This window comes from Alteromonas confluentis, from assembly GCF_001757105.1.
GTDB classification, from domain to species: domain Bacteria; phylum Pseudomonadota; class Gammaproteobacteria; order Enterobacterales; family Alteromonadaceae; genus Alteromonas; species Alteromonas confluentis.
In genome coordinates, this window is the sequence record NZ_MDHN01000029.1 from 327,571 (window position 1) to 351,707 (window position 24,137).

Annotated in this window: 15 protein-coding genes; 6 read left to right on the forward strand and 9 right to left on the reverse strand. The window is 48.1% G+C overall.

What is annotated here, in order from left to right:
* Positions 1-81: 81 nt before the first annotated feature.
* Positions 82-2,742, reverse strand: coding sequence for a TonB-dependent receptor plug domain-containing protein (locus BFC18_RS13075; protein ID WP_070125992.1), 2,661 nt, complete (start codon positions 2,740-2,742; stop codon positions 82-84).
* A 488-nt stretch (positions 2,743-3,230) separates the two neighbouring features.
* Between BFC18_RS13075 and BFC18_RS13080 the strand changes: the two genes are divergently transcribed.
* Both BFC18_RS13080 and BFC18_RS13085 read left to right on the forward strand, forming a co-directional pair.
* The gene (locus BFC18_RS13080) at positions 3,231-6,863 is read left to right on the forward strand and encodes a family 78 glycoside hydrolase catalytic domain (RefSeq protein WP_070125993.1); all 3,633 of its coding nucleotides are present in this window, start codon (positions 3,231-3,233) and stop codon (positions 6,861-6,863) included.
* Positions 6,864-6,886: 23 nt separating this feature from the next.
* A complete protein-coding gene (locus tag BFC18_RS13085; protein WP_211481027.1) occupies positions 6,887-8,899 on the forward strand; it encodes a glycoside hydrolase family 3 protein in 2,013 nt (670 codons plus the stop codon).
* Between the two features lie 50 nt (positions 8,900-8,949).
* Here the strand turns inward: BFC18_RS13085 and map are convergent, their stop codons facing one another.
* The 4 genes from map to BFC18_RS13105 form a co-directional block, all read right to left on the reverse strand.
* A complete protein-coding gene (gene map / locus BFC18_RS13090; protein WP_070125994.1) occupies positions 8,950-9,720 on the reverse strand; it encodes a type I methionyl aminopeptidase in 771 nt (256 codons plus the stop codon).
* Positions 9,713-9,919, reverse strand: a complete 207-nt coding sequence (locus BFC18_RS13095) for a ParD-like family protein (protein ID WP_070125995.1) — start codon at positions 9,917-9,919, stop codon at positions 9,713-9,715. The genes map and BFC18_RS13095 overlap by 8 nt, the downstream gene beginning before the upstream one ends.
* A gap of 111 nt (positions 9,920-10,030) precedes the next feature.
* A complete protein-coding gene (locus tag BFC18_RS13100; RefSeq protein ID WP_083273071.1) occupies positions 10,031-12,742 on the reverse strand; it encodes a glycoside hydrolase family 2 TIM barrel-domain containing protein in 2,712 nt (903 codons plus the stop codon).
* A 78-nt stretch (positions 12,743-12,820) separates the two neighbouring features.
* On the reverse strand, positions 12,821-15,109 hold the full coding sequence (locus BFC18_RS13105) for a TonB-dependent receptor (protein WP_070125996.1): 2,289 nt from the start codon (positions 15,107-15,109) through the stop codon (positions 12,821-12,823).
* A 472-nt stretch (positions 15,110-15,581) separates the two neighbouring features.
* Here BFC18_RS13105 and BFC18_RS13110 point away from each other — a divergent pair, with 472 nt between their 5' ends.
* The 3 genes from BFC18_RS13110 to BFC18_RS13120 all read left to right on the forward strand — a co-directional run bounded on the left by BFC18_RS13110 (position 15,582) and on the right by BFC18_RS13120 (position 18,096).
* Complete coding sequence (locus BFC18_RS13110; RefSeq protein WP_070125997.1) at positions 15,582-16,679, forward strand: MBL fold metallo-hydrolase; 1,098 nt, start codon at positions 15,582-15,584, stop codon at positions 16,677-16,679.
* Between the two features lie 77 nt (positions 16,680-16,756).
* Positions 16,757-17,119: a RidA family protein gene (locus BFC18_RS13115; protein WP_070125998.1), complete on the forward strand. Its 363-nt coding sequence runs from the start codon at positions 16,757-16,759 to the stop codon at positions 17,117-17,119.
* Between the two features lie 170 nt (positions 17,120-17,289).
* A complete protein-coding gene (locus BFC18_RS13120; RefSeq protein WP_070125999.1) occupies positions 17,290-18,096 on the forward strand; it encodes a sensor histidine kinase in 807 nt (268 codons plus the stop codon).
* Position 18,097: 1 nt separating this feature from the next.
* On the opposite strand, the gene BFC18_RS13125 is transcribed toward BFC18_RS13120, so the two are convergent.
* The 4 genes from BFC18_RS13125 to BFC18_RS13140 all read right to left on the reverse strand — a co-directional run bounded on the left by BFC18_RS13125 (position 18,098) and on the right by BFC18_RS13140 (position 21,177).
* Positions 18,098-19,027 carry an AraC family transcriptional regulator gene (locus tag BFC18_RS13125; RefSeq protein WP_070126134.1) on the reverse strand — a complete coding sequence of 310 codons (930 nt, stop codon included), beginning with the start codon at positions 19,025-19,027 and terminating at the stop codon, positions 18,098-18,100.
* A 157-nt stretch (positions 19,028-19,184) separates the two neighbouring features.
* Positions 19,185-19,970 carry a glycosyltransferase family 2 protein gene (locus BFC18_RS13130; protein WP_070126000.1) on the reverse strand — a complete coding sequence of 262 codons (786 nt, stop codon included), beginning with the start codon at positions 19,968-19,970 and terminating at the stop codon, positions 19,185-19,187.
* A complete protein-coding gene (locus BFC18_RS13135; RefSeq protein ID WP_070126001.1) occupies positions 19,963-20,748 on the reverse strand; it encodes a glycosyltransferase family 2 protein in 786 nt (261 codons plus the stop codon). Before BFC18_RS13135 ends, BFC18_RS13130 begins: the two co-directional genes overlap by 8 nt.
* A gap of 123 nt (positions 20,749-20,871) precedes the next feature.
* A complete protein-coding gene (locus BFC18_RS13140; RefSeq protein WP_070126002.1) occupies positions 20,872-21,177 on the reverse strand; it encodes a c-type cytochrome in 306 nt (101 codons plus the stop codon).
* 699 nt (positions 21,178-21,876) lie between these two features.
* Here BFC18_RS13140 and BFC18_RS13145 point away from each other — a divergent pair.
* Positions 21,877-24,126: a TonB-dependent receptor gene (locus BFC18_RS13145; RefSeq protein WP_070126003.1), complete on the forward strand. Its 2,250-nt coding sequence runs from the start codon at positions 21,877-21,879 to the stop codon at positions 24,124-24,126.
* The last annotated feature ends 11 nt before the right edge of the window (positions 24,127-24,137 follow it).

Here is a 24,137-nt window from a genome sequence, read left to right on the forward strand (position 1 = left end):
AATAGTGATACCTGTTTTTGCATTCAGGCCTTGAACGACAAAAAGCGGAGTCTGCCGACTCCGCTCTTAGACTTACACTGATTACATCTTCAGATTCAGTCCCAGATAAATCACACGACCCAGTGTTGAGCCGCTGATAAAGCCGTTTGCGTCATCATAGTAGACAGCGTCTTCATCGAACAAGTTATCGACATTCACTGTCACTGAAGCTTCTTCAACAAACTCATATTCACCCAGATCGTACTTGCCGAACAAGTTTACGGTAGTGAGCGAATCTGCAGAGGCAACCGCATTTTCCCAACCGTCAGTGTGAAGAATGCGAACGGTACCCAGCATATTTTCGTAAGTCGCACCCACCTGCGCTAACAAGTTATAGTCGCCACGCTCGTCTGTGCTCTTTTCGTCCTGATAGGCCGCACCCTGTACTGGCTGGAAGGTTCTGTCTAAGGTGTAAGAACCTGCCACACTGGCGTTCACGCTACCAAAATTGGTTTGCCATACTTTGCTGATGTCAAAGTCGATACCCGATAACTTGGTGGCCGTCATGTTATTACGACGGGCGTCAAACAGTGCGTAGGCTGAGTTTCCGTCAGCATACAGGCTTTCAATTGATTGCCCGTCGATACGCATACCATCTGCTGCTGCCAGCGCTTCATCCAGTGTAGGATTCAATGTGTAATAATCGGCATAGCCCGCTGTGCTAAACAATACACTTGGGGTGTAGAACGGCGCCAGGCTGATTGCACTGGAGTAGTCCACGTCAAAGTAGGTCATGCTTACTTTCAGATCGTCAGAGAACTCTGGCGTCCAGTCGAAACCCACACTGTAAGATTCAGACTCTTCTGGCTGCAAGCCATCGCTACCGCCGGCCAGAATAATGGTGCCGCGGAAGAAGTCAGAATCAGCTGCATCTGGCGCCATGAAAGGACTCACGCCTAATGTTATAGCACGGGTATCAACAGCCGCACCGGAATCCGCCAGACTGGGCGCCTGGAATGAAGTACCCCATTGTGCACGTAAACGTAAATTTTCAGTGGGAGAATAGTCTACGCCGATCTTCGGGTTTGTAGTGCTGCCCACATCGTTATAACTGTCATAACGGATAGATGCGGTAAAATCGATAGTTCCGGCATCAAGATCGTCCATCACCGGCACAACCACTTCACTGAATACGGACTTCACGTTACGAGACGCAGACGTTTCTGTCATTTGCAGTGCGTTTGCTGCGCCACCACCAAATGAAACGTCGTAGTTTTGCTTGAAGTATTCTGTGCCCACCGCCAGCATGACATCACCGGCTGGTAAAGAATAAATGGCACCATCTAATGTTAAACGTACCTGATGATGAGTTTGCTTGGCGTCGCCCAGCGTGCCGTAATACCCAAGAATATTGCTCAGAACCGCTGAATCTGTAGCTGCTACATTGTAAGGATTCAGCGCAGTGGACTCGTCGGTTCCTGCCAGCGCAGCGGCAACGGCGGTAGCATTTACCCCGGTTTCTTCACCATGGGTTTCAGCCCAGCCGTAGCTGTATGCCGCTTTCAAACGCCAGTAGTTTGGTAACTCAACCGTAAGTTCCGGCATGAAAGAGAATGCTTTAAAGTCGCTGCTGTTCTTCGCGCCAGGCCCTACAACATCAGAAAAGTTAAAGTCTACGGTCTGCGACGTTTCGTCGCCAATTGCCGTAAAATAAGGGTTATCGGAAGTGATAGTACCCGAAGCACCTATATCCGTTAATGCGTTGGTCGCGTCGCCGGTAATGTCTACGCCCCAGTCGCTGTAGTAAGTGTTCAGGTTAAGGAAAACGTTGTCAGAAAATTCCTGCTCAAGGGCTAGGAAGATGGTGTCCTGCTTTTGTTCAGGTACATACGAAATACCGTCGTTAGGATCACATAAGTTACTGCCTTCGGTGAGCGTATCCATGCGGTAGCTGGTGCCGTTTGCCGTGATATTTCCAGGGCTACACTGGCGAGTGCGGTAGTCACCGCCGCCGTTTGCAGTATTGTCAGCGGTAATGAAATCACGATCTGAACCCATCACATCGCCGTTTTCCGCATGATAAAACGACAGCATCGCCGCACCAGAATCCCAAGATGTGCCAGCGGTTAAGTTCAGCGTTCCTGCGGTGTAGCTGTCACCAAATCCACCTTCCAGGTTCAGCGTCACGCCATCTTTTGGGCGTTGGGTAATAAAGTTAACTACCCCAGCAATGGCGTCGGAACCGTAAATTGAAGAGCCACCATCCATAACGACTTCTACTGTACTTAATACAGAAGGAGGAATGGCTGCCGCATTCGGTACCGTTTGAATAATGCCTGAGCCTGGTAAGCGTAAACCGTTTAACAGTACGAGTGTTGTGCTACCGCCGCCGGTACCGATATCGCGAAGTTTAGGCATTGGCATACCCTGACCAATATCCGTCGCCATTGTTGGACGGCTATTAAAGGTGCTGGTCATTTGCGGAATTTGCGCAAGAAGTTCGTTGCTGTCAGGTACACCAATTTCAGCCACATCTTCTTCAGAAATACCCACCACATTCGTACCGACTGGCGTTGCACCGCGAATAAGTGTACCGGTTGCAGATCCACGTACTTCAATGGTTTCTACTGTAGGATCGGGTTCGGATTGGGCAGACTCAACGTCCTGAGCAAATGCACAATGGGTAAAAGAGGCCGTGATCATTACCGCGAGTGCGGAACGACGGAATGCTGGTGTAGCGGTTAGTCCTGAAAATGAGGCCATTTTCATCTCCTTGCGTGGTTGTGTGTCAGTGATTAACTTACTTTTTGGCAGCATGTTATTTTTATTAAAACTGCTCGATTTTAATTAACATTGGAGCAACAAAGTACAGCGACAATCATAAACAGTCAATAACAATCACAAACAAATATAATTAATACCTGCTATCCATAAATTTAATGAATAAAAAATACACAAACACAGTTAACCAACGGAAATGAATAGGATTGAATGTAAAGTAGATTAAATAAGCTTTTCAGCGCGCTTCGCATGCCCTATGTCGTGGTTCGACGCGGTATATTTCACCAACCGGTAATCAATTCAGCCTGAGTGTGTTCTGCCAACTTCGCCGCTAAGCCGTTAACACATTGACAACATCTATTCAGATAGGGCAACATGCCAATCACTTTCAATCATAACGTTTCAGATAACCTGCACGACTCGCGGGTTTCACTGAACAGATTGCCACCAGATACGTACTGGAGATTTGCATGCGCAAACTAATACTCACTCTTGCTGTTGCAGCACCTGTAACAATACTTTCAGCCTGTAGCGGTACAGGCAGTGCCGGCACATCATCTGCACCATTTGATTTAGCGGCGCTTAAAACTGAGTACCGCAACCAGCCCATTGGCATTGATGTCACCGCACCTCGCTTTAGCTGGCAGTTAGCTGCAAAGGGAGATGAGAAAGGCTTAAACCAGTCTGCTTATCAAATCCGTGTGACTGACGAGAACGGCGCGCAGGTATGGGATTCCGGCAAGCAAAACTCCGCACAAGCGCTTCACATTACCTATCAAGGCACGCCCTTGCGCCCGCGTACCCAATACACCTGGCACCTCACGGTGTGGGACAACGATGGCGATGAAAGTCAGGCCATATCCACCTTTGAAACCGGCTTACTGGATACCTCTTTGAACGCCTGGAACGGTGCAACCTGGATAGGCGGCAATGACGATGCCCTTCCCCTTTATGGTGATTACCTGCCACTGTTCCGCATTAGCGCAGACGTAACCATTGAAGAAGGAAGCACGGCTGGCGGCATTGTATTTGCTGCCAACGATCCGCGAATGATGGACAAGTTCAAAAATATCTATCAGGTAGAAAGTGGTGAAGACGAGAGCTATTTTAAAATCGAACTGGATGTAGCGGGTGTTGAAGACGGCAAACCGGCAACGCTGAATTTTTACCGTGCAGGCTATACGCAAGACGACACCCCGGATACGCCGGTTAAATCCTTTGCCATTAAGCCGTCTCTGATAAACGCTTATAATCGCCACAAACCTCACAACCTGCTTATCAACAATGAATTCGGTAATGTTACCGTCCAGTTAGATGGCAACCCGGCGTTCTGGGTAGGTGCTGAGTCGGAAGAAAAATCGGGTTTTCAGTTGATGTTCCCGCCACTGGTTGAAGGGGCCACGGTTCAGCTTAACCCTCTGGGCCACAATCACGACTATGTCACCTATGGCATGCTCAATGATGTCGGTGTGGCCGCGGATGCAGGTTCAACCGTCACAGTCAGCAACCTGACGGTGAGCAACATGCATACGCCGCACAGTGTGCTATTTAATGGCGCAGAGCATGGCGCTGCATTTGCAGACAAATCCAGCCAGGTAAGCGATACCAAGGCCGGTATTAGATTCACCGGCTCTAAAGACAGTCAGCTCGTGGTTGTTGATACCCAAAGTAACGGTATGCCCCAGCTGCGCACAGAATTCGATGTAGCGGACAAAGTGGTTAGCAAAGCGCGCTTGTACGTTACCGCCCGGGGCATTTACGAATACTACGTGAACGGCGAAAAGGTGAGTAATGATTACTACAACCCAGGCCTTACGCAATACAACTTAACTCACTTGTACCAGTCTTACGATGTTACTGATGCCGTTCAGAACGGTGAAAACGCCATGGGCGCCCGACTGGGCGAAGGTTGGTGGAGCGGCATGCTCGGTTTCGGTAACACCTGGAATGGATTTGGTGACCGCCAGTCGTTGCTCGCGCAGTTAATCATTACTTACGAGGATGGCTCTGAAAGTGTCGTGATCACTGAACCAGGTAACTGGCAATTCAGCGACAGCTCGCCAGTGGTGTACGGCAGCTTATCGATGGGCGAAGTGTACGATGCCCGCATTGCTGAAGAACAGGCAGGCTGGGCCACCACATCGTTCGAGCGCGAATGGGAACCTGCTGCCGAAATTTCACTGGAGACAACCAAAGCGCAGAATGTACAACCAAACATGATGCGCCCGGCGCAAACGCTGTCTTACAACAACATGAAGCTTATCGGGCAAATTGGTGAACCTGCCCGCGAATTTACCACTGTTCAGGCAAAAAGTGTGGAAGAGGTACGTCCTGGTGTATTTGTCTACGACCTTGGACAAAACATCGTTGGCGTACCTCGACTACATTTTGCGAATGGTAAAGCCGGTGATGCCGTTACCGTACGGTTTGCCGAAATGCTCTATCCGGACTTACCAGAATCAGGCCCGAACGTGGGCATGATCATGACCGAAAATTATCGTGCCGCACTCAGCCAGGATATCTACATCATGACTGACGGCGAGCAAACCTTTGAGCCTCATTTCACCTCGCACGGATTCCAATACATTGAGATAACGGGTGTAGACAAGCCATTACCGTTAGAAGCCGTTAACGGTGTGGTAGTCAGTTCAGTACAGGCGCTTACTGCGCGCTACGAAAGTTCTGACCAGAAAGTAAACCAGCTGTGGTCTAACCTTACCTGGTCGAATGTAGACAACTTCTTATCTGTACCCACAGATTGCCCGCAGCGTAACGAGCGTATGGGCTGGTCTGGCGACATCAACGTATTTGCGCCTACCGCTACCTATGTAAGCGATGCCTCCCAGTTTATGCGCAGGCATTTACAGGCCATGCGTGATACCCAGGCCGAGAGTGGTCGCTATGCTGATGTCGCCCCGGTTGGCGGCGGCTTTGGTGGCGTGCTGTGGGGCGTTGCCGGTATTACCGTAGCTTGGGAAACGTACTGGCAATATGGTGATAAAGGCTTGCTGGCAGAACATTATTCGTCAATGAACGAATACATGACATTCCTGCATGACTCCATCGACAGCGAAACCGGATTGAGCACAGACTCAGGTTTGGGCGACTGGTTAGGGCCGCAGAACAATCAACTCGGCGCAGACTACCTGGCTACGGCGTATCACATTTATGCGCTGGATATTATGAAGCAGGTTGCCGTTATTCTTGATGATGACGCCATGGCCCGTGAATACCGCGAGCAATATGACGAGCGCAAAGCCTTCTTCAACGACAAGTTTGTGAATGATGAAATGCAAACCGTTGGTCTGGTGGGCGGCCCAAGTATGTTTAATCCGGTAGCTCCACCGGCAGAATGGGCAGTAGCAGACACCCAAACCTCGTTTGCAGTTGGTCTGGCGATGAACGCATTCAACGACGATAACGCAGCGGCGATGGCAGAGAAGCTTACCCACTCGATATCGTCACAAAACGTTGACGATACCGGGAAAACCCGCCCCGCTTACTCCCTGATGACCGGCTTTATCGGCACAGCCTGGATCAGCAAAGCGCTGTCTGAAAATGGCTATACCGATGATGCATACCGCTTATTGCTTAACGATCAGTATCCTTCGTGGTTGTATCCTATCGATCAGGGTGCGACAACAATTTGGGAACGCCTGAACGGTTACACTGTTGAAGACGGATTCGGTGGCAATAACAGCATGAACTCCTTCAACCACTATTCATTCGGTGCTATTGGTGAATGGTTAATCAGTCACTCAGGCGGTATTCAACGACTGAGCCCCGGTTTTAAAACCTTTGCGTTGAAGCCAGAGTTTGATCCGCAGAACGAAATTGACTGGGTAAAAGCAGAATATGATTCACCTTACGGAAAAATTTCGAGCCACTGGCAAGTAAAAAATGGTAAGTTTGACTACCGGGTAACCATTCCTGCTAACACTACAGCAACAATTTCGTTACCCGGCGCACAGCAAGCATTGAAGATTGATGGCGATAATGTGAAAGCCAGTAAGTTCGTAACTAACGTTTCCCGTGCTGATGAAATGAACACCTTTTCATTAGGCTCTGGTACTTACCAAATCACAGGTGCCGTTAACGAATAATTATCCGGTCAAGGACACGATTAATGAAAAAGCATACAGCAACATTGGGTAGTGCCTGCCTTATCACTACCGCTATGCTTACTGGTTGTGGCGAGAAACCCTCGCCCGCCCAGGTTGAGCAACCGAAGAATGAAACCGCTCCTGTAAGCCAGGTGACGGTTAAAACCACCAGCAAAGCGGTTATCGAACAAGACGGCCAAACGTTCCGCGATTTGAATGCCGATGGCAAACTTACGCCGTATGAAGACTGGCGTTTGCCGGTTGAAGAACGTGTGGCCGACTTGGTTGCCCGCATGACGCTGGAAGAAAAAGCCGGTGAAATGGTGCATGGCACCTTGCCGGGTAAAAATGGCTTTGCTGGTTTTTCTCAGGACGGCTATGACATCGATGTCGCCACTTCCCTGTTCAAAGACAAACATATCGGCAGTTACATCAGCCGCCTGAACATGTCACCATCAGATCTGGCCGTCGAGAACAACAAAGTCCAGGCGCTGGCAGAAACCACCCGGTTGGGTATTCCCGCTATTATCAGTACCGACCCGCGCAACCACTTCCAGTACGTGTTAGGTGCTGCTGAGTCTACCGATGGTTTCACGCAGTGGCCCGAGCCTCTTGGTTTTGGTGCGCTGAACGATCCTGAAGTGACCGAACAGTTTGGTGACATTACCCGTCAGGAATACCGTGCAACCGGTTTTACTATGGCGTTATCACCGCAGGCTGACTTAGCCACCGAACCCCGTTGGCCTCGTATCATTGCCACCTTTGGTAGCGATGCTGGTGAAGTGAGTAAACAGGTGGGCGCGTACATTCGTGGTTTCCAGGGCAGCTCTGATGGCATCACGCCGGAAGGCGTATCAACCGTTACCAAACACTGGGTGGGTTACGGTGCAGCGGTAGAAGGTTTTGATGGCCATAACTACTACGGCCGCAATGCACAGCTGGACGATACCAGTTTTGAAGATCATATCCGCGCATTTGACGGTGCTTTCGAAGCAAAAACCACCGGCATAATGCCTGCTTATCCTATCTTACACGGCATCACTGTAGACGGTGAACCGGTAGAAGCAGTAAGCCCGGGCTTCAACAAACAAATACTGCAAAACCTGCTGCGCGGCGATGCCGGCTTTAAAGGCGTTGTGGTTTCAGACTGGGCGGTAACCCGGGACTGTAGTGAAGAATGTAAGGCACCGACTAAACCACAAGGCGTGCGGGAAATTGCGACGCCGTGGGGTGTGGAAGACCTGACTATTCCTGAGCGTTTCGTGAAAGGTATTACCGCAGGTATCGACCAGTTCGGCGGTGAAGACCAGCCTGAGATCATCGTTAATGCAGTTCACGAAGGCAAACTGACAGAAGCGCGTATCGATGAGTCGGCCACCCGTATTCTCACACTGAAGTTTGAGCTTGGTTTATTCGACAACCCCTACGTGGATGAAGCGACTGCAGCATCGAATGTGGGTAAACCGGAATGGCGGGCACTGGCTCGTGAGGTTCAGGCAAAATCCCAAGTGCTACTGAAAAATGCGGATAAGCTGCTACCACTGGCAGACTCGATGAAGAAAGTGTTCGTTGATGGCTTAAATCCAGAGGCACTCACCGCTCGCGGCTTTGAAGTTGTGACCGACCCGGCCCAAGCCGACTTTGCGATTTTCCGCTTCTCAACGCCAAGTGAAAATCTGCATCCGAACCACTTCTTCGGCAGCCGCCAGAATGAAGGCCGCGTCTCATTCCGCGAAGACGATGAGAAGTATCAGCAGATGTTGGCCGTTAGCCAGCAAGTGCCAACTATCTTATCCGTCTTTTTAGAACGTCCCATGATCATGGGTGAACTGAACAATACCGCAGGTGCCATTCTGGCTAACTTCGGTAGTGCAGACGATGCCGTGATTGATGTGCTTACCGGCAAGGTATCACCCACCGGCACCCTGCCACTGGAGCTGCCGTCTTCTGATGAAGCTGTAGAAGCACAGAAACCCGGTTACGCAGACGACAGCGAAAACCCGCTGTACAAGCGTCGTGAAGGACTGACATTCTGATTTTTGGTGTGTAGATATTAAAAAGGCAGCGAGCGCTGCCTTTTTTGTTTTTAGTGTTCTTCATCCCGCAATGTAAGCACTTCGAACCCGGATTCAGTCACCAGAATGGTGTGCTCCCATTGTGCTGAGAGTTTTTTGTCGCGGGTCACCACTGTCCAGCCGTCTTTCTTTAGCTTGGTTTTGTAGGTGCCCTGGTTAATCATCGGCTCTATGGTAAATGTCATGCCCGGCACTAAATGCATACCTGTGCCCTTGCGGCCATAATGCACAACTTGCGGTTCTTCATGCATTTCGCGGCCAATACCGTGTCCGCAGTAATCCCGCACGACACTGAAGCCTTCTTTTTCTACATGCGACTGAATGGCATAACCAATATCCCCCAGCGTCGCGCCTGGCTTTACGGTTTCGATACCTTTCCACATGGCTTCGTAAGTCGTGTCCACCAGCTTTTTCGCAATAGGTGTTACTTTGCCAATGCAATACATTTTGCTGCTGTCGGCAATAAAGCCATTTTTCTCCAGCGTGATGTCCACATTCACGATATCCCCTTCCCGCAACTTCTTTGCTACCGACGGCACACCGTGACATACCACTTCGTTTACCGATGAATTAAGTACATATTCATAGCCGTACTGCCCCTTGCTGGCCGGTCTTGCCTGCAAAGTATCAGTGATATATGCATCAACGAAATCATTCACTTCCATGGTGGTCATGCCGGCCTGAATTTCTTTATCCAGCGCATGAAATACGCTGGCCAGTAACCGGCCTGATTCGCGCATCAATGCGATTTCCTGTGCACTTTTTATCGATACATTACTCATGAACCAGTCTCACTGTTGATACGTTTTGCTGACGTTTTTCCTGTTCCAGAATTTGCTCATAGGTGAGCGTGGGGTTTTGCTCTGCAAGTCTCCCGATTTTCATCCAGAACTCAGCTTGCGAATTGATAGAACGTTCCATCACCACGCTGTTCTTGCGCACCTCTTCGTGCAATTGTTCGGAGATTTTGACAATGCCCATGAATACACCAATAGAATATGATTTGCTACATATTGCTACACTATATGAAAGGAGTCAAAAAAAAGCCCGGACACGCTGTTCACGGCCGGGCTGAAATAACACGCAAAACTTTTACTTAACGGGTATCACACTTATTGCTGACACATAAGCTTCACCTACCGACGGCTTAAAACTGAGTTCAAGACTGCCATCTGACACATTCACATTTTCTGCCACCGTAAACGCGGTAAAACTTCCATCTGCATTTTGTTTTCCAGAGATATTTTCAAACAGAGCACTTCCCTCCGCGAATACATTGAAGCGGCTTTTACTGTCTGGGGCGACTAGAGAAAGTGTGACCTTATACTGCCCGTTATCCAACGGTAAATGATATGAGAACTCACCGGCACGGTAGGTTGTATGCAAAGCCTGCTCTTGCGTATTCCCGATAACTGCTTTGACTGGTGGCCTACCCCAGCCTCCCGGCTTATCAAGTGACATTGCTTTTCCTCCGGTAAAGAAGTCATCCGAACCGAAATGGGCTTTTGGCGAATCAGCTGACATAATGGCGCCCGCATCAATGTAATATGCGTTGATCTGCGATTCATTCAGATGCCACATCACACTGTCTTCAACGCGATCTGAAGGTGCGGAGGCGAAACCACTTGCCCGCGCTACTAACTCATTATTTCCTGCAACCAGTCTTACACCCTGCCAGACACAGGTGTTCTGATCGCAATCAGGGGCTTCATTCACTTTCCGATCATTTACCAATAACTCGACTTGTTTGCCGTTACTGTACACCTTAATATCCGTGGTTTGGTAAGCCCGCTCTTTATAGCGCCTTGATGCAATATGAACCATAGGGTTAGCTGACCAGTTCGCCTGGTAGAAATAATATGCATCCTTCTTTATGGCGCGATCGTAAGTGATGAGCCCTTTGGTATTAATATCCTGTGAGTCACCTTCTCTGCGGGTGGTTGTCGCAAAGTCAAAACCATTCCAAATCCAGTTTGCCCACAGGTAATCCCGCGCACTGAGTACGCGCCAATTCTCCTCATGCACGTAACTCATATACTCTTCCGGCTGATTTCTGCCAGTTGCCGCTACCGGCCCTCCCAGAGCATTGTCAGAGTGGAAGCTGGGCGCTCCGCCTGCGCCGTATTCAGTGACAGCCAACGGCTGCTCAGGATATTGCTTATGCAAGGCGTCGAGGTTCTTCGCCAGTCCTGAAGGCTCGCCGTAGTACCAGCCAAAATAGCGGTTTGCGCCCGTGGTATTGGTAATAGCGGAGGTGTTGGGCACTTTTGACTGATCCCATGTTGGCACACCCGCACAACAGTTGGCTAACGTCGAGTTACGCGTCGGATCCAACTGCGCTACTTCCGCTTTCAAGCGATTTAAGATAGGTAGTGGGTCAGGATTAGAGCCGGGACTGCTCTGCACGAACATGGGGGCGACGGCACCAAAGTCGACTTCGTTGGCTATACCCCATACCGCTACAGAGGGGTGATTAAAGTTCTGCTTCACCATTTCTGTGAGTTGCAGACTGGCGTTATCAGCTAACGCGGTATTTACAGCCTCATGTTCCTCGCCGTAACGCCATGCGGAAACCAACGGGATTTCGTCCCACAACAATAGGCCAAGTTTGTCAGCCAAATCGTGCACTGGCTGACCATGGGGGTAATGTGCCAGACGGATAGTATTTACCCCCATATTCATCAGTAATTGCACATCTTCTTCTATTTCTTCAGCAGAGACTGCCCAACCTTTTCCTTCTCTGTCCTGATGATAGCCCACACCGCGAAGCTCAAGGGGTTGACCATTCAACGTCAATCCTTTATCTGCCGAGATTTCAATGGTGCGTAAACCGATATTTTGCTTCACCGTATCGAGCAGATTGTCATTGCTGTCTAATATCGACACTGCGAGCGTGTACAAATAAGGGTTATCTATACCTTGCCATAATTGTGATGAAGATACGGAAAGAGACACATCGGTTATTTCTGTTTCATCCGGCTGAAGCAAAATATCCCGGACATCTTTTGCTACTACCTTTCCAGTATCGTCAGCCAATTGAGTAAGTAGCGTTACGTTTTCTGCTTCGCCTTCATTGCTAGTGATCCTGCTTTTGATACTAACCACCGCCTTGTCACCCTCAACCGCGGTAGTTGCGTAAACGCCGGGACCACCAAAATCTTTCATATCAACATGAATATTACTCGTTGTGATAAGTCTTACCGGCCGGTAAATTCCCCCATGCACAAAGAAATCTCCGGCAATAGGTAACGTATCTGCAGTGGTTGAATCTGCTGTTGGCTTGCTGTTGTCTGCCTGAACCACCAGAACGTTAGGTCGACCCACGTTTATGAGGTCAGTAATATCAAAGCGAAAGCGATTGAAGCTTCCGCGATGTTCACCGGCAAATTTTCCGTTCACCCACACATTTGCCACACGACTTACTGCATCAAATTCCAGCCAAAGTCTTTTATTTTCAGTCTGTGCAGGTACATTAAACACTTTCCGGTAGAGACCTTTACCCTGTGCATTATTAATATTGTCTGCGTTATGAATGTGAGCTGACTGATTCTCAAGATAATAGCCTACCCGGTTCCATGAATGGGGCACCGCAACATTTTCTGCGCCAATCCAATTAAATGATGGGGCATGGATACCCGCTGGAATTTCATCGGTAAAGATAAACTGCCAGTCGTTATTCAGTATTTGCTGATCTCGTACTTCCACATTTTTTGGTAAGTCAGCATTAACATCAGCAACCTGAGTACAAGCGATAAGAATACAAACCGCGGGTAAGATGAAAAAGAGTGCGCTACAACGCTTCATGGTCTCTCCTTAAATATGTTTTAAATGACAAAAGCAGCATGGTTTGTTGCCATACTGCTTATGTTGCTCATGTTAATGTCAGAATCCATATGACACGTTTACACCGAAATAGCGCATAGCTCCCCGCGACCAACGTTTCGAGAGTGCTGTCAGGCCCTGAAAGCGCTCATCATAATTTGTGTAACCCATAGAATAATTTTCATCAAAAAGGTTGTTGAAGTATACGGTCACTTTATAACGATCCTGGTTGTCCACGATGCCAACGCCGGCGTTAGCAATCCCGTATGCATCCTGACGGTTTAACGGGTCGCCGTAGAGGTCGTAGCTTACATCGTCTTGCCACTGGTAACTTGCCTGCGCAAACCAGCTGAATTCGTATCCCTGAGCAGGCTGTTCCCAATAGGCGGCAAGGTTGTATTTGAAATCGGGAGAGTTATTGAGGTCATGTCCGCTTAAGTCCTGTACATTCAGGCCTTCTATATCTGCGGACAATGTGCAGCCTTCGGCTTCAGTTTGTCCACCGTAACAGGGCGCATTGACGAACGATTCAATAACAGCGTCGGTATAAGCAATGGAAGCATCCAATCGCAAAGCATCAGTAGCCTGATAAGAGAACTCGGTTTCTATGCCTTTAGTGCGAAGCTCACCCACATTATTCAACGTGAACACTGGCGCGCCATTTTCGTCATTACGACCGCCCTGTGCCTGGTAATCCTCGAAATCTGTCATAAACGCGATGATTTCGTAGCTAAAATTCCGGCTATCAGAAAACCCTTTTATGCCTAGTTCGTAAGATACCGACGTTTCTTCCCCAACCGGGTTGTCCGCGTCATTTTGCGTAAACCCGGATGCAACATCATAAGCCTGACCTTTGTAGCCTGTACTTACAGAGCCAAATATCATAGTGCCATTTTCGAGGAAATGACGGATTGCGACCTTACCGGTAACCGCGTCCTGGTCGTCATTACCACTGAAAGTAGCAGCACTGGTTGGATTCAACGCATACCCGTTCGCATAATAGTCATTGAAGTCGACAGATATTTTTTCGTGGTTGAAGCGAAGCCCAACATCAACAAAAGTACTTTCTGAAATCTCATAAGCCCCCTGCCCGAACAAAGCGATGGATTCTGAGTCCGCTTGCGCATCCCATTTATCAAGCACGAACACCAATGGTTTACGATCGAAATCCCGGTATACCGATTGATCGCTATAAAAAAGCCCGGTTATGAATTCGAATTTTTCAGACAATGTGCCGGTGAGACGCAGTTCCTGGGTAAAAGCATCAGCGTCAATGTAGCCTTTTTGCTCAACCTGAGGACCGGTCAGCCCCAGTGGATTGAATCTCTCTTGCAGAAATGGAGGAAAAGCATCTTCGATCGTAACGTCTGTCAAATCTGCATCTGCAATAGCTGCTTGTTCAAATGACTGAAAGCTTGATACGGAAGTAAATACCAGATCGTCATTGATATTATAATTTAGCTTAAAAACAGCCAGCGACTGGTCTGTTTCGAACTCATTGGGTGTATCACGTCTGACGTTGCGGTTATCTTCTCCCGGCACCTCGCCTTCACCAACAACCCCTTCCTCAGCATCGACCCAGGTGGGGGTACTTCCACCTTCGATGTGTGAGATGTCATAGATAAATGTGGCATCAAGATCGTCTGTTGCATACCAGAGTAATTTACCGCGCAAGCCATGGCTCTTCTCACGGTTTTCTTTTTCGCCGGTAGTTAAGTTATTCAGATAGCCGTCACGATCTTTGTAATAGCCATTAATTCGATAACTCAACGTATCTGAAGCAGGGCCGGATAAAGTTATCAGGCCTTTAACCTCATCATCACTTGTCAGGCCTGCTTCCACCCTGCCTTCGAAATCCGGCGATGGCGCTTTAGTGGTTACGTTTACAACACCCGCAGACGCATTCTTACCAAACAGGGTTCCCTGAGGACCTCTTAACACTTCGACTTGCTGTATATCTGCAAGATTACTAAAAGCCTGTGCGGCCATCATCAGCGGCACTTCATCGACAACCACCGCCACACTGGATTCCACACCGATGCTATAGGCTGATGTGCCGACGCCCCGCATGCGAATGCTACTTGATTGAGGATCGTCACCATGCTCTACCGTCAATGATGGGGAGACCCGAGTCACATCATCAAAGTTCTTAACATCGAGTCTTTCAAGGGCGCTTTCTCCTAGTACTGACACGGCTACAGGTATAGTTTGCTGCGCCTGGGCTCGTTTTTGCGCTTTCACTTCAATAATTTCAAGCTCAGCGGCGACGGCATCAACCGAAACGCCCGATACGAGTGCAGAAACACAAATGGCTAATGATGATAGATTTTTTTCGCTCGCAGATTTCATAGGATCTCTCAAATAACTCTTTTCATTTGAAATTGGTAAAATAGAAATATTTGGTAAGGCCAATATACGTTAAATTTAAACATTGACAACCATCTGTTAACAACTTTGAAAATCTTACGACTAACAGCCACCCTGAAAGGCAAATAAACACTTCAAATTCAGCAATATAGACTCACCACCATTATTTAAATACCTATCATCAAGAACATTGATACCTGCCTTGAAACTAAGATTTTGCCTCATACTAGATTAAAAACCTTAATTGGCCTTACCAGAAAAAGAGGCAAGTAAAGGGCGTAGTCTGCTGATTCGGTGCCAATCTCAATTGGTTGAAAAAAGAAGCTATTGCTTTGAGGGCTGTCAGAGCGGCATAGTTGCAGCTCGAATGCATAAAGGGCCATAGTTGCCGCAGATTCCTGCTCACGCTTTTCCTATAATGCGCAGTGAATAATTGAGATGTTGGAGTATTGAATTGGGCGTATTCAAAAAGTTACTGTTCTGGTCGTTAACCATAATCATTCTGCTCATTATCAGCGGCTTCGTATTTGTGAAGTTTTCACCTGTGTTTGGCGGTGCACCCGACAAACAAACGAAATCGCGGATGCTGGCCTCTGACAACTTTAAGAACGACAGCTTCGTTAATCGTCATCCTGTTTCCGATGATCCTGACAGTCCTAAGCCGCCAATGATCGACTGGTTGAAATCGGTACTTTTTCCGCCTCAGGGCAAGCATCCTGCCAGCCCACTGCCGACTAAAACGCCTAACTACGTTCATCAAAGTGAGCCCACCTTTACCTGGTATGGTCATTCCACTGTTTTAATTGATACCGGCAAACTGCGACTTCTCACTGACCCCGTTTTCTATCGCGCATCTCCCGTATGGCCGGTGGGCAGCCCTTATGCCTTTGATCATTCTTTTACCATTAAATCGATGCCTAATATCGACGCAGTGTTAATCTCCCACGACCATTACGACCATCTCGATGCGAAAGCCATCGCTGAATTAGATGAAAAAGTGGGTCATTTCTATGTGCCGCTGGGCGTTCGCGCTCACCTTTTGCGCTGGGGCATTTCTGACGAGAAGATCACTGAGCTGGACTGGTTTGAAGAAGCTGGATTCGGCGGCAACACGCTCGTGTTTACGCCGTCGAAGCATTTTAGTGGCCGTAAACCGGGTGTGCGCAATGACACTTTATGGGGCTCGTGGGTAATTAACACGCCAGAACTAAAGGCATTTTTTAGCGGTGACGGTGGTTACAACCCTGACTTTAAAATGATTGGCGAGGAATACGGACCTTTCGATATCGCCTTCATGGAAGATGGCGCTTACAGCCCATACTGGCCTGAAATCCATATGTTGCCAGAAGAATCGGTACAGGCTGCACTCGACGTAAAAGCAAGAAATGTCATGCCGATTCACTGGGGAAAATTCGACTTGGCCTTCCACAACTGGAACGAACCTGTGATTCGTTTCAGACAAGCAGCAACAAGTACCGATCTTAACGTCGCTACGCCCTACATTGGGCAAACCTTTAAATTGGATGCCCCACCAAGCGAGAGGTGGTGGTAGTGTTCACTAAGTGGTGTTGAATAGAATGAGCGAACTATTCATGGCAGAATGGGCTTTTTTATAAAACAGAAAAAAATATGAAAATCCACAGAATTAATCCCACCCGTCGTTGGTCTGAAGTGACAGTATTCAACGGTATTGCGAATTTTGTTGAAGTACCGGAAGACGAAAAAGCAGAAACCATAGAAGATCAGGTAAAGGCTGTATTTGAACAAGCCGAAGCCATGCTGGCGCTGGTAGGTAGCGATAAGTCACGCATTCTCACCGTTACAATTTACATTACTGATTTTGCTAATGTAGACCGACTTAACGCAGTGTGGGATGCCTGGTTTGACGAGGGCACAGCACCGAGCCGAGCCTGCGTAAAAGTAGAGCTAGCCGACCCAACATGGCTCGTTGAAATGGCATTTACTGCTGCGGCTGGCGAAGACTACCTTTAAGTTATTTGCACACTAATTTGGCGAGGAATAATCGCTTTATACTTCGCCAAAAGTCTATCATCAATATTTTGCCAAAATTGTTACTTACCGCTACGCTGTTATCTGAATAGTAATACAGTCCCGATAGCCTGTTTGCTGCTGCTCGGGGTTGTTTAAAGAGCAGACGTTGCATGAAAAAACAAATCCCTACCACGCCTGAGATTTCCGATCAGGAAAAGCAATTTGAAGCAGAAAAAATGGATGCTGTGGGCGGCCTGGTGGCCGGTGTATCCCACGAAATCAATACGCCATTGGGTGTTAACATTGCCAACTGTACGTTGTTGATGGAGTTGCTTGCAGAACTGAAAGAGGATTTCGATGGCGGCGAACTCGACGCCGAGAAGTTTGCAGACTTTCTGACAACCTCTCAGGACATCACCAGCAGTATGCTAAAAAACATGCAGCGCGCCTCTAAGCTCCTCACAAGCTTTAAGAAAGTTGCTGTTAAAAAGTCTGAAGAAGCCAGTCTGCTTGAAAAAACCAATGTTTCAGAACTGGTTACGGAATTCATTGCGTCTTACGAGCACCATTCTCAAGACAAGTCACTAACCTTCATTCCCAGATTTCCGCCGAACATTATTGTTTCGACTTACCCAGCGGTAATTACTCAAATTCTCACGGCATTAACGTCTAACGTGATGATCCATGCCGCTGGCCCGAATCACGAGCATTGCACGATCACCATCACTATTGCCCCTGCGGGTGACGGTTACCAATTTACGTTTTCAGATGACGGAGTCGGTATTTCCGAGGAAGAACTGAAAAAGGTATTCGAGCCTTTCTACACCACGAAGCGAGGCAGTGGCAATGCGGGCTTGGGGTTAAGCGTGGTGTACAACCTGATCAAGGTGACACTGGCCAGTAACGTTTATAACGAAAGCAAGCCCGAAGAAGGTTTTACCATTTCCTTCAAACTGCACAATCTGATGGAAGAATAAATTAACTGGCCTTTACCTGGCCCTCAATGAGTCGCCATTGTTCCTCAACGTCTCGCTTTGGTGAATTCCCAAAGAAGCGTGAATACTCTCTGGAGAATTGCGACGGACTTTCGTAGCCCACCCGATAAGCCGCATTTGATGCGTCGATTTGCTCACCGACCATCAAACGCCGCGCCTCCATTAACTTCAGGCTTTTCTGGTATTGCAACGGGCTCATTGATGTCATTTCACGAAAATGATGATGGAAAGTCGATTTGCTCATTTGTGCCCGTTCAGCCAACTCTTCAACAGCGTAAGACTCGCTGAAGTTCGCCTTCAACCACTCAATCACTTTTGCGATGCGCAATCCGTGACTGCCTGCAGATACAATGCTTTTTAACCTAACGCCCTGGTCGCTATTCAGTACGCGCCAGAAGATTTCCTTTTTAATGAGCGGTGTCAGTATAGGCGCAGATGCTTCGTCATCGAGCAGTTTGATAAGCCTAAAACAGGCATCTAAAAGGTCTGGCGTGGTAGCGCCCATTCCCATACCACTTGAAGGCGCTTTCGGCTTCTTAGTATCGATGGGCATTCGCATAAGTAATTCGCTGAGTACGGCAAAATCTAATTTAAGAACGAAGCCAAGATAAGGCACGGCATTTTCTGCCTGCTTAATCTGCACTCTTGCAGGTAAATCTAGGGAGGTAACCAGAAAGTTATAGCGGTCGAAATGAAAAGATTTGTCTGACAGTGCCATCATTTTCTGGCCCTGCACCACCACAGCGATGCTTGGCTCAGCAACACAAGTGGTGCATTGTGTAGGAGAATTTTGGCGATAAAACATCAATCCGGGAATTGAGGTCTCCAGATTAAAAGTACTGCCAACGTGGTGCTTAATTCGCTCGGCAATATTTTCTGAGATTACGTCAATCGCATCTTTATGGTTTGTCATTGGCGTCATTCCCCACTTGCTCATCATCACTCAACCCAGGATAAACCTGTGGTCACGCTATAATGATAGCCTGAAGTCTAGAACGACAAATTACCAAATAATCGCTAATTATTGCCTAAAAGTCCGAACGACAAGACTTTCTGACTTACAACATGAGTTATTTGCGCCCTGCATTATTTTTCGTGGCATAGAGTTCGAACAACTTCGCCTCTTTAAGGAAGGCATACATGGCGCTGATAGCAGCATGCGTGACGCCCCGCTTACCTGACATGAATTGCTTCCGAAACACATACTCTTTAATAAAGGTAAGAGGAAAAATAAGCATAAGCTTTAGGATTGACGGCTTTTTACCACGACTGAATTTCTGCTCAGCTTTCAACGATGAATAGCTGTTCTGTTTGTTCATCAGCGTGGCGGTATCGGCATAGCCATAGTGCAATACCAAACCGTTTACTCTGCCCACTGAGGTGCCTTTCTCCAGTACCAGATTTTCATGTACCTTTCGGTCTTCTGGGTAGCGAGCAACGCCTTTTCGGAATAGACGCACGATATGTCGCTTGGCGGCAAAAGATGACAACGGTTGCCCCCAGAACACATCCTCGAATCGCAATTCCCAAGCATCGTGAGCAGGCTGCTCTGCGACAACAATTTCTTGGATACTTTTACGATTCTCAGCAGTGAGTACCTCGTCACCATCCAGGTTCAGTACCCAGGGTTGCGTGCATTTCGACAGCGCAAAGGCTTTCTGTGCAGCGAACCCCAACCAGTTTTGATGATAGATGGTGGCCCCGTGACGCTCAGCTATCATTAGCGTGTCATCCGTACTGCCCGAATCCACCACAATAATTTCTTCAGCAAAATCGACTGATGCCAGCACCTCATCGAGCTTCGCGGCTTCGTTGAGGGTAATGATGTAAACACTCAGCGGCGATTTATCAGCCATTCTCGGTCTCCGTTACCGTTTGACGATTCATGGCCCAAAGCGCAGCATATTTATGGAATCCATACTGCGCCAGAATTAGCGCCATCATAAAACCCGCCTTACCATCTAGAAAACCACCACGAATCACATATTGCTGAATGAAATCGGCATAAAAACGCAGACAGGCGTAGCCCAACGAGCTTTTCTTACCTTTGGCAAATTTGTCTCTTGCTGACAACGCGGCATATTTCACGTGCTTATCGATGGCATGTTGGTAATCACGCCAACTGTAGTGGAGAAGCGGCGATTTCAAAACCAGAATGCGTTGCTCTTCCATGATGAGTGATTCATGGACACTGGCTTCTTTAAACTTCGCCCCTTTTTTAAAGAAGAGCTTTCCCTGTGGCGTACTGTATCGGCCGTGCTTGAGAGTTGAACCTAAAAAGATCGTATGCCACGGGAATTTAATCATGGTGGCATCAAGGTGTTCTTGTTCCAGTGTTGAAATAATCTCTTCCCGCAATGCAGGAGTAACCACCTCGTCGGCATCGATATTCAGCACCCAATCATGCTGACAATAACTCAGTGCACGGTTGCGCTGCTTTCCATAGCCAGGCCAATCGGTTTCATACACTTCATCGGCATATTCTTTGGCAATGTCCACGGAGTTATCCGTACTGCCAGAGTCGAGCACTATCAGCTGATCAACCCATCCGTGTAAAGACGCCAGACACCGGTTTAGCCGGTCGCCCTCATCTTTAACAATCACAAAACACGAAAGTGGCCGCTTGGCAGGCATGTGCTCTCCTCTGGCAATAAAATTGATTCGAAATTCGAACGCAGACTTTATCGCAATTGGCTCGCTTCCGCTATTTATCTTACTAAATCGCTAACTTGCCCTGCTAACGGAAACGATTAGCAGCTAACCACCAGCTGACATCATATAATCAATCGCTGCCTGCAAATCCTCATCGCTGCAGGTCATGCAAAGCCCCCGCGGTGGCATTTGGTTGATGCCTGAAATCGCATTTTTGAGTAACACGTCCATGCCTTTCTCTTTTCTCTCATTCCATTGTTCCTGATTGTGCACCAACGGGGCGTTGGAAATACCCGCAGCGTGACACATAACACAAGCCTGATTATAAACCTCGGCCCCCTTGTCATCGCTCTCGGCCTTAGCGAACCAACCAAACATCAATAAAACCAATATTGTTAAGCTGCGTATCATCGTCGATTTGATCCTCTATTGTGCAATGCGGCGTATTGATTTGTGGTGATAATTCCGCTTGAATATTGGAAAATTACACATATTTATTCAGTAGCAATATACGTCAATCGACGAACACATCTTTCGAAAACACAGTTGATAAATAAAAATCAACGACTTAGTTAAATTTAAAATTTTCATCCCTCTTGCATTCATGATCATAAGCATTCGACTTTAGTCTAATTCTCACTCATTAAGTTTTCGCATAAATACTTCGCCAATTATTCATAAAGTAAATATTAACTTCCCCTTTCATATTCATATTTTTTGCTAGTCGCCCTCAATTTCACTCCATTCATCGCGATATTTACACAATAAAAACACTGGAATAACACATCATTTCAGTTTTCTACATTCATAAATAGCCGCGCAGGTCATTCTTTCATTTTCAAAAAATGGGGGGTATTTGACGTACATAGTTTTTTACTTGTCCGGCCATAGGGGAATGATTCTTCACAGTTTCCTTTCGGATTGTCATGGTAATCATGTCTGTCTCACGAGGAGTGTGTGGTTTGTGATACGGCAAGTTCGGTCTGCAGGGAAATAAGAAGAACACGAATTGTCCTGGCAATGCGAATCAATAGACTCAAGAGGTTATCTAGTACGGTAAACGACTACTGCAGGCATACCTTTACACAAAAAATTGAAACAGGTATTGCCATGAAAGAAAGCACATCAGCATTTTTGAAACAAAGACAAAAGCTCAAACTGGTTACTGCGATAGGCCTCGCACTCACCGCCATGCAGTCAAACGCCGAAGAAGCCGACGCTGCTGGCGTACCCGACGATAGCGACATCGAGCAAATCAGTGTTATCGGCGCCAAAACAACTCGTACAACGGCAGCGATTACCAACGAGTATATCGAAGCACAAGCACCAGGGATTGCGCCACAAAACTTATTGAAAGACTTACCCGGCGTTACCGTTCAAACGTCTGATCCATACGGCATGTACGAGCTCATTAACACCATTTCTATTCGCGGATTTAACGCCGGCCAGTTAGGTGTCACGGTAGATGGTGTGCCGCTGGAATCCGTCAACAACAGCGAAGGCGGCACCATTATGCGTTATGTGCTGAGTGAAAACTTAGCGGGCGTAGAAGTGTCTCCAGGTTCGGGGGATGTAAGTCAGCCAACGCAACACGCGCTGGGTGGTGCTATTCGTTATTTCAGTAGCGACCCTGAAGATGAAGTCGGCGGAAAAGCCTCATTTACCGTGGGCTCTTACAATTTCCAACGCAGCTTTATCCGTGTGGATACCGGCGAACTATGGGATGGCGGTCCAACGGCCTATATCTCTGGCGCACGTTTGCGTTCCAACACCTTCGAAATTGATAACGCCACGCTGTCTAACGATCACGTTGAAGCGAAGATTAAACAAAGCTGGGACGACAATAGCCTGACTTTCCGCATGACCTGGGACAATCGCGACGATCACGATTACATGGAATACGACCTCGACGGCAATCCTGCAGCCTGGTGGACCATTCTCGATGGCCTTACCGGCGACCCGGAAATCGACTGGATGTATTACGAGTATTGGCGTAACGGCCGCCGTACCTGGCTTTACAACCTGGAAGGGAATTTCTGGCTCACCGAAAACTTCAATCTAAAAGTTACACCTTATTACGAGAAGAAGCACGGCTACGCCTGGTTCTCGGTAACCCCGGCTAACGCCCAGTCATTGTACGACAGCGCCATTGCCGGCGGTCGCACTGATATCGAATATGAGCCAAACGGCATCATGGCTCAGCGAAATGGCCAGCGCCCCGGCGAACGCTATGGTACGACGGTCAATGCGGTGTGGGATATCTCTGCCACCAATACACTTGCCTTCGGTGGCTGGTATGAAGACTACGATTACGACCCGAATTTGCCGCTGCAAAACTCCAGTTTGGTCGACGGCACCATCACTAATGAAATCATTGGCTGGAGCTACGACCGTCATTTCTCCACACAAACGGCGAACTTTTACATCAAAGACACCATGCGTTTCTTAAACGACGACCTCACCGTGGAAGTGGGCGCTAAAGCACTCACCGTAGACCGCCACTTTGAGGGCATCGCGAACCTGACTGACTACAACTCCAACACCTACCGCGATTTTGACGTGAAGAACGAGGACTTGTTTCAGCCTCAGGCCGGTGTGAGCTACTTTGTTACACCGGATACGCAGGTATTCGCTAACTATGCCGAAAACTACGCCGGCGCGCCAAGCGCCGCACTGGTTTCCACCGTGTTTAACCCGGATATCTCACCTGAACAATCTACCAATATTGATATTGGTGTGCGCACCAGTGGCGAGAAATGGAGTGGATACCTCGCGCTGTACAGCATTGATTATCAGGATCGCATTGTGTCTATCGCGTCGCGAAATATTCAAACCATTTCAGGCTCGGCGTACACCAACGTGGGTGACATGGAGACCTACGGGGCGGAGTTGTCAGGTGAATATCGCCCTGATAACCAATGGAAGTTTACCGCGTCGCTTTCCTACAACAGCTCCAAGTATAAAAACGACTATTTCACCTACGACGCCGATACCGACACCGATGTGCTGATCCCAGTTGAAGGCAAATACATTTTCGACCAACCGAAAGTGAGCGGCAGTCTGGTAGCCGCATGGAAGGGGGATAACTACTTCTTCAACATGGATGTGAAATACACCGGCAGCCGTTGGGCCAACGCCATTAATACAGAAGAAACCGATGCCTACACGCTAGTGAACGGCTCTGTGGGATGGGTAGGCGACGATACCGGTAGGTTCGCCAACATGCGCTTCCAGTTAGCTTTTTACAACCTATTGGATGAGGACTACCTGTCGGCCATCAGTACCAGCGAAACCGACAGTGGCTCATACAAAATGGGAACGCCACGAACACTATACGCCAGCGTTGAATACACATTTTGATAACCCGTTAT

What these genes read in the sequence shown, in the direction of transcription:
- BFC18_RS13120 (WP_070125999.1), top strand. Translation starts at nt 17,290, where the DNA reads ATGAAAAAACAAATCCCTACCACGCCTGAGATTTCCGATCAGGAAAAG.
- BFC18_RS13125 (WP_070126134.1), bottom strand. Translation starts at nt 19,027, where the DNA reads ATGACAAACCATAAAGATGCGATTGACGTAATCTCAGAAAATATTGCC.
- BFC18_RS13075 (WP_070125992.1), bottom strand. Translation starts at nt 2,742, where the DNA reads ATGGCCTCATTTTCAGGACTAACCGCTACACCAGCATTCCGTCGTTCC.
- BFC18_RS13145 (WP_070126003.1), top strand. Translation starts at nt 21,877, where the DNA reads ATGAAAGAAAGCACATCAGCATTTTTGAAACAAAGACAAAAGCTCAAA.
- BFC18_RS13085 (WP_211481027.1), top strand. Translation starts at nt 6,887, where the DNA reads ATGAAAAAGCATACAGCAACATTGGGTAGTGCCTGCCTTATCACTACC.
- BFC18_RS13105 (WP_070125996.1), bottom strand. Translation starts at nt 15,109, where the DNA reads ATGAAATCTGCGAGCGAAAAAAATCTATCATCATTAGCCATTTGTGTT.
- BFC18_RS13080 (WP_070125993.1), top strand. Translation starts at nt 3,231, where the DNA reads ATGCGCAAACTAATACTCACTCTTGCTGTTGCAGCACCTGTAACAATA.
- BFC18_RS13115 (WP_070125998.1), top strand. Translation starts at nt 16,757, where the DNA reads ATGAAAATCCACAGAATTAATCCCACCCGTCGTTGGTCTGAAGTGACA.
- BFC18_RS13095 (WP_070125995.1), bottom strand. Translation starts at nt 9,919, where the DNA reads ATGGGCATTGTCAAAATCTCCGAACAATTGCACGAAGAGGTGCGCAAG.
- BFC18_RS13100 (WP_083273071.1), bottom strand. Translation starts at nt 12,742, where the DNA reads ATGAAGCGTTGTAGCGCACTCTTTTTCATCTTACCCGCGGTTTGTATT.
- map (WP_070125994.1), bottom strand. Translation starts at nt 9,720, where the DNA reads ATGAGTAATGTATCGATAAAAAGTGCACAGGAAATCGCATTGATGCGC.
- BFC18_RS13130 (WP_070126000.1), bottom strand. Translation starts at nt 19,970, where the DNA reads ATGGCTGATAAATCGCCGCTGAGTGTTTACATCATTACCCTCAACGAA.
- BFC18_RS13140 (WP_070126002.1), bottom strand. Translation starts at nt 21,177, where the DNA reads ATGATACGCAGCTTAACAATATTGGTTTTATTGATGTTTGGTTGGTTC.
- BFC18_RS13135 (WP_070126001.1), bottom strand. Translation starts at nt 20,748, where the DNA reads ATGCCTGCCAAGCGGCCACTTTCGTGTTTTGTGATTGTTAAAGATGAG.